This is a genomic window from Bacillus sp. 05T31, from assembly GCF_056396725.1.
The window spans coordinates 1-5,752 of record NZ_JBFTMA010000237.1 but is presented as its reverse complement, the minus strand read 5'-3'; the positions used below and the strand labels follow the sequence as shown (position 1 = coordinate 5,752).

At 33.3% G+C, this 5,752-nt stretch carries 7 protein-coding genes and 1 other annotated feature; of the genes, 2 read left to right on the top strand and 5 right to left on the bottom strand.

Annotated features, from left to right (window positions below; translation table 11 throughout):
* Positions 1–244, bottom strand: a 244-nt coding sequence (locus AC1DJR_RS15400) for an ATP-binding cassette domain-containing protein (protein ID WP_477002952.1), incomplete at its 3' end; no start/stop codon positions are given.
* 379 nt (positions 245–623) lie between these two features.
* On the opposite strand from AC1DJR_RS15400, the gene AC1DJR_RS15395 reads away from it, so the two are divergent.
* Together AC1DJR_RS15395 and AC1DJR_RS15390 are read left to right on the top strand one after the other, a co-directional pair.
* The gene (locus AC1DJR_RS15395) at positions 624–1,106 is read left to right on the top strand and encodes a DUF2975 domain-containing protein (RefSeq protein WP_002127302.1); all 483 of its coding nucleotides are present in this window, start codon (positions 624–626) and stop codon (positions 1,104–1,106) included.
* Between the two features lie 10 nt (positions 1,107–1,116).
* Complete coding sequence (locus AC1DJR_RS15390) at positions 1,117–1,395, top strand: helix-turn-helix domain-containing protein (RefSeq protein WP_429687279.1); 279 nt, start codon at positions 1,117–1,119, stop codon at positions 1,393–1,395.
* A 103-nt stretch (positions 1,396–1,498) separates the two neighbouring features.
* Here the strand turns inward: AC1DJR_RS15390 and thrS are convergent, their stop codons facing one another.
* From thrS to AC1DJR_RS15370, 4 genes are all read right to left on the bottom strand, one after another.
* Positions 1,499–3,418, bottom strand: coding sequence for a threonine--tRNA ligase (gene thrS, locus AC1DJR_RS15385; protein ID WP_477002951.1), 1,920 nt, complete (start codon positions 3,416–3,418; stop codon positions 1,499–1,501).
* A 44-nt stretch (positions 3,419–3,462) separates the two neighbouring features.
* Positions 3,463–3,685 (bottom strand) — a binding site (T-box leader).
* A gap of 121 nt (positions 3,686–3,806) precedes the next feature.
* Positions 3,807–4,514, bottom strand: a complete 708-nt coding sequence (locus tag AC1DJR_RS15380; RefSeq protein WP_002085707.1) for a pseudouridine synthase — start codon at positions 4,512–4,514, stop codon at positions 3,807–3,809.
* A gap of 444 nt (positions 4,515–4,958) precedes the next feature.
* Positions 4,959–5,324 carry a VOC family protein gene (locus tag AC1DJR_RS15375; RefSeq protein ID WP_002031902.1) on the bottom strand — a complete coding sequence of 122 codons (366 nt, stop codon included), beginning with the start codon at positions 5,322–5,324 and terminating at the stop codon, positions 4,959–4,961.
* Between the two features lie 99 nt (positions 5,325–5,423).
* Positions 5,424–5,752 (bottom strand): antibiotic biosynthesis monooxygenase family protein (locus AC1DJR_RS15370; RefSeq protein WP_477002950.1); only part of this gene is annotated, 329 nt, incomplete at its 5' end.

Genomic DNA, 5,752 nt, shown 5'->3' with positions numbered 1-5,752 from the left:
CCTTCATAGAAGTAATATTTGTGCCAGCTATTGTTACACTACCACCTGTCGCTTGATCAAGTGTACTAATCACATTTAATAATGTCGTTTTACCAGATCCAGAAGGACCCATAATCCCTACAAACTCTCCTTCTTTAATACTTAATGAAACACCCCTTAATGCTTTTGACTGATTCTCATTTCTTTTCCCATACGTTTTTTCTACACTTTCTACAGTAACTACATTTGTTGACATCTCTTTCACTCCATCCCTTTTGTATAGTATAAATTTCCCATATATTTCTTATATTTTTCTCATAAAAATTCTTAAGAATTTTTAAATTTTCCAAATGCAGATTGAGATACATAAGAAATACAAACGATTTCTCTGCTTAATATTCTCACTTTTCTAAAATCCTTTCATTCGATTTCCCTTACATTTACCTTACATTTTTGTAAGGTTAAAAAAACAAACCACTTCATAAGAGCATTTCTTTGGAATGAGAAATGCTTTTTATTGTTATCAAAATTTAAAAGATATTTCAATAAAAATAATAACACAATAAAAAACAATACATTTTTATTGCAAAACGATAAATCGCATGATAAAATCATGTTGTTATTACATAAGTGAGGTGCTTTTTATGAAACAAGTTACGACACTCTTTTTAAAGCTAGCTATTATTTTTATAGGATTCCCAGTTCTTGCATTGTGCATATTTTTGGTGCCTAAGATTGGGAATTTCGCTGGAGAATTGTATCCAGATATTGCTTATATGAAATCTCTCGTTTTAATCGATATGTACGCGGCAGCGATACCTTTTTACTTTGCTCTGTATCAAGCTTTTAAACTTTTAAGCTATATTGATAAGAACCAAGCGTTCTCGGAATTATCGGTAAAGGCTTTAAAGAATATAAAATACTGTGCCATCACGATCAGTACCTTGTACTTGCTAGGTATGCCACTCTACTATCTCATGGCGAAAAAAATTGATCCTCCAAGTTTCATACCAATCGGATTGACCATCATTTTCGCCTCTATGGTGATCGCCGTTTTTGCTGCTGTTCTCCAAAGGCTTTTACAAGAAGCTATTAATATAAAATCAGAAAATGATTTAACGGTCTGAGGTGGAGAATATGACAATTATTATTAATATTGATGTGATGTTAGCAAAACGAAAAATGAGCGTAACGGAGCTTTCGGAGAGGGTTGGGATTACGATGGCGAATCTTTCCATTCTGAAAAATGGGAAAGCAAAAGCGGCTCGTTTTTCAACATTGGAAGCGATATGTAAGACTTTAGATTGTCAACCAGGTGATATTTTGGAGTACAAGCGACGAATACACTCAATAAAAACAAATAACAACTTTCTTCAACCAATGGGATTAGATTGTAAAATTAAGATGAAGGGATAGCAATTAAGCTATCCCTTCTCTGCGTTTATTATTGTTATTTAATATATCTTTAATTACTTTAACTTCAGTATTACATATTAATGGTGTGTTTTATTATCAATCTCTATTTCCTATTTTTAATTTCCTCTTTCATACTTTCCACAAACGCATCTAGTTCAACAACTTCTGACTTCTCTTCACCATATTTCCGTACATTTACAGCTTCGCTTTCCATTTCCTTATCCCCAATAACAAGAACATACGGAACTTTTTGCATTTGCGCTTCTCTAATTTTATATCCTAACTTTTCATCTCGTATATCTCGTTCGACACGAATCCCGGCTTGTGCTAATTTATCTGCAATCCTATTTGCATATTTTTCATGCACTGCATTTGAAACTGGAATTACTTTCACTTGAACCGGTGCCACCCACGCTGGGAACGCGCCTCCAAAGTGTTCAATTAATATCGCTAAAAAGCGATCTAAAGATCCTAATACAGCGCGGTGGATTACAACCGGTCTTCTTTTTTCATTATTTTCATCTATATAATTTAAATCAAATTTTTCTGGCATTTGGAAATCAAGTTGGACTGTTCCGCACTGATGACTTCTATTTAAAGCATCTTTAATATGGAAATCAATTTTCGGACCGTAAAATGCACCGTCACCTTCATTTAATCTATATTTATAATTTAATGACTGTAATACATTTTCTAATGCCAATTCTGCTTGCTCCCATAATTTATCATCACCCATTGAATCTTCTGGACGAGTAGAAAGCTCTACTTCATACTCGAAACCAAAAGTTTTATACACATAGTCAATTTGCGCCAACACTGATTTGATTTCATCTTCAATTTGTTCTGGTGTTACAAATAAATGAGCATCATCTTGGCAGAAAGTACGAACTCTTAATAATCCGTTTAAAGCGCCACTAAATTCATGTCGATGCACTTGACCGAACTCACACATACGAATCGGTAATTCACGATAAGAATGTAATTTATTTTTAAACATAAGCATATGGCCTGGGCAATTCATCGGTTTTAACGCAAAACTTTTATGATCTACTTCTGAGAAATACATATTGTCTTTGTAATGTCCCCAGTGTCCTGACTTCTCCCATAATTCTTGATTCATCATAAATGGAGTACGCACTTCTTGATAATTGTACTCATTTTGAATTTCTCTTAAAAATGCTTCTAATTCATTGCGAATAATCTGTCCTTTTGGCAAGTAAAAGGGCATTCCCGGAGCCTCTTCCGAAAACATAAACAATTCAAGTTCACTACCTAATTTCCGATGATTTCTCTTTGCGGCCTCCTCAACAAAATGTAAATACTCTTCTAATTTTTGTTGAGAAGAGAAAGCAACACCATATATACGCTGAAGCACTTGATTGTTACTATCGCCTCGCCAATATGCACCAGAAACATGAGTTAATTGAAATGCTTTCAAATAACCAGTAGATGGCAAATGTGGTCCTCTACATAAATCTACAAATTCACCTTGTTTATACAGTGTTACACTTTCCCCATTAGGAATTGCTTCTAAAAGCTCTAATTTCAAACTATCATTCATTTCTTGAAACAATTCTTTTGCTTCTTCTCGAGAAACCTCAACTCGCTCTATCTTTACATTTTCATTTATAATATTTTTCATTTCTTTTTCTATTTTCGGTAAATCTTCTACGTTTACACTACTTTGAAGATCCATGTCATAATAGAATCCATTTTCAATGACTGGCCCTACACCAAGGTTTACATCACCATAAATTCTTTTTACAGCTTGCGCTAATATATGTGCCGCAGAGTGTCTTGCAATTTTTACCCCTTCATCTGAATCCATAGTAATGATTTCAACTTTCGCACTTTCTTCAATGTTTCGTCGTAAATCAAAAGACTTATCATTAACTTTTCCTGCGACTGCTTTCTTTTTYAARCTACTACTAATYRMMCCAGCAATTTCTTCYAAAGTAATRCCTTTCACAAATTCTTTAACGCTACCATCTGGAAATTTAATTTCGATCATCTGTTCTTTCATTTTTCATCTCTCCATTTCATAATAAAAAGCAYAYTCATCCCTAAAATAGGGACGARTRTGCTTWTAYYCGTGGTTCCACCCAGATTCCCATCRCAAATATACAATGGCTTCTTTTRCGRTAACGTCGYTTACACGGCACTAGATACTTGATTTCCCCAGTGCAGCTCTAAGGTGGTAAGTTATTTTACTGCGTTAGGAAGTTCTCAGCTTTYCTTCCTTCTCTGTATAACCGTTTAAAATAACTCGTGTCCTTTTCTTTGCTTTTGTAACAATTACATTTATTGTTATTTAATATATCCTATTCATTTTATTTTTACAAGTGTTAAAAATATATTTTTTATTCAAAAAAAAGAAACCAAAAACATTTTTTGGTCTCCCCTTCTCTTTTTTACCAATCTTGTGGTTCGTAATTCAAGTCTGAAAATAGGCGTTTTTTCTCTTTTTTCGATAAATCTCTCCACTGTCCGACTGGTAAATTATTCAACTCAATATTCATAATTCTCGTACGTTTTAACGTGTATACTTGATAACCCAAAGCTTCACACATACGGCGAATTTGACGATTTAGCCCCTGTGTTAAAATAATTTGGAACTCATATTTTGATAACTGTGTTACTTCACAAGGAAGTGTTTTTGTATCTAAAATTTTAACACCTGCTGCCATTTTTTCTAAAAACTCCGGTGTAATCGGCTTATCTACTGAAACGATATATTCTTTCTCATGTTTGTTTTCAGCACGTAAAATCTCATTAACGATATCGCCATCATTCGTTAACAAAATTAAACCGTCTGAGTCTTTGTCGAGACGTCCGATGTGATTAATTCGTAAAGGATGATTCACTAAATCGATAATATTACCTTTTACTGCTTTTTCACTTGTACATGTAATACCTACTGGTTTATTTAAAGCGATATACACATGGTCTCGAGCAATACGAAGTTGCTCTCCATTTACTCGTACGTCATCACCTGGATTTACTTGGTCACCAATTTTTGCAACCTTACCGTTAATAATTACTTTTCTCTCGTTAATTAACTTATCTGCTCCACGTCGAGACGCTTTTCCAGCTTCACTAATAAATTTATTGATACGCAAGTTAGGCACATCCTTTTCATAAAAAATTTCAAGCTCACACTGCTTCTACCGTACAATACAAAAGGGTAAGCCTCCTATTATAACTTAAATATATTAACATGAAAGGGTATATGACGTCTTCACTTAATTACATGTTTACACGAAAATAATTGGTCCTCTTTTCCTTTTCACCTCAAACTGTTTAGCAGTCAATAGATTAACCCTTGAATATAACATCATTTATTTACTTTTTTCATAGATAATATACCGATATAAGTTTGATTAATCATGCCTAAATAACTCACAATATGTGAAAAATAAAAAAGAACCCTTTTGAAAATAATCAAAATGGATCCTTCTTCAACTAAACGAATACTAATTTTTATACAAAAGTGTTCAATAATTATAATCTTTGATAGAAAACATCGTTCAACAAACAAAATAATCTCGAACTCCCCTAATTTTTTACGCTTCACTATTTTCTTCACATACTCCAAAAAGAAGCCCTTGATTATCTATACAATAAGCAAAGTAACCCATATTAGGAATAGCAGTTTTAGGTACAACTACTTGTCCACCATTTTCAATAACTTTATTTATGTACTCATCAACTGAAGGTACTTCAATCGAATTAGTTGTCCTAGTAGCACCATCAGGTGATTTCATTAATCCACCATCGATACCAGGTCTATCACTCTCACCTGTAATTATGAACCAATAGTCATGTGGCCCAGGCATTTTTTCAAACTTCCATCCAAAACTATTTGTATAAAATTGAATAGCTTCTTCAGGGTTTGGGACTTGCAATTCAAATCTTAAAACTCTACTCATTTAAATATCTCCCCTCTTATTCTTGTACAAAGTAATTATACAAGAACTAATGTTCTGTATCGAATTTTTCGAAACTAGCTACTTTAATAAGTTCTAACTTTATTTAGAAGCGGCAACAGACCATTCTTCCTTCCGAATAACTCTCTTCCCATTTATATTTTCAACATACTCATTTACATTTGCTAACTGATATAACTCTGGGAAAATTTCTTTCATATAGAGTTCATGTGCTATTTCATCTTGCCAATACGTTAATACTATGTAACGTTTTTCATTCTTTAAAGACTTCCCTACAACTCCACCTAATATCCCTTTTGCATTTTCCATTCCTTTATTCCAAATTGTTTCTTGCGTATGTAAAAAATACTTTTCTTTTCCTTCTTTCACATCGCAAATTGCAACTCTTACAAATGACCCTTGTGCAGTTA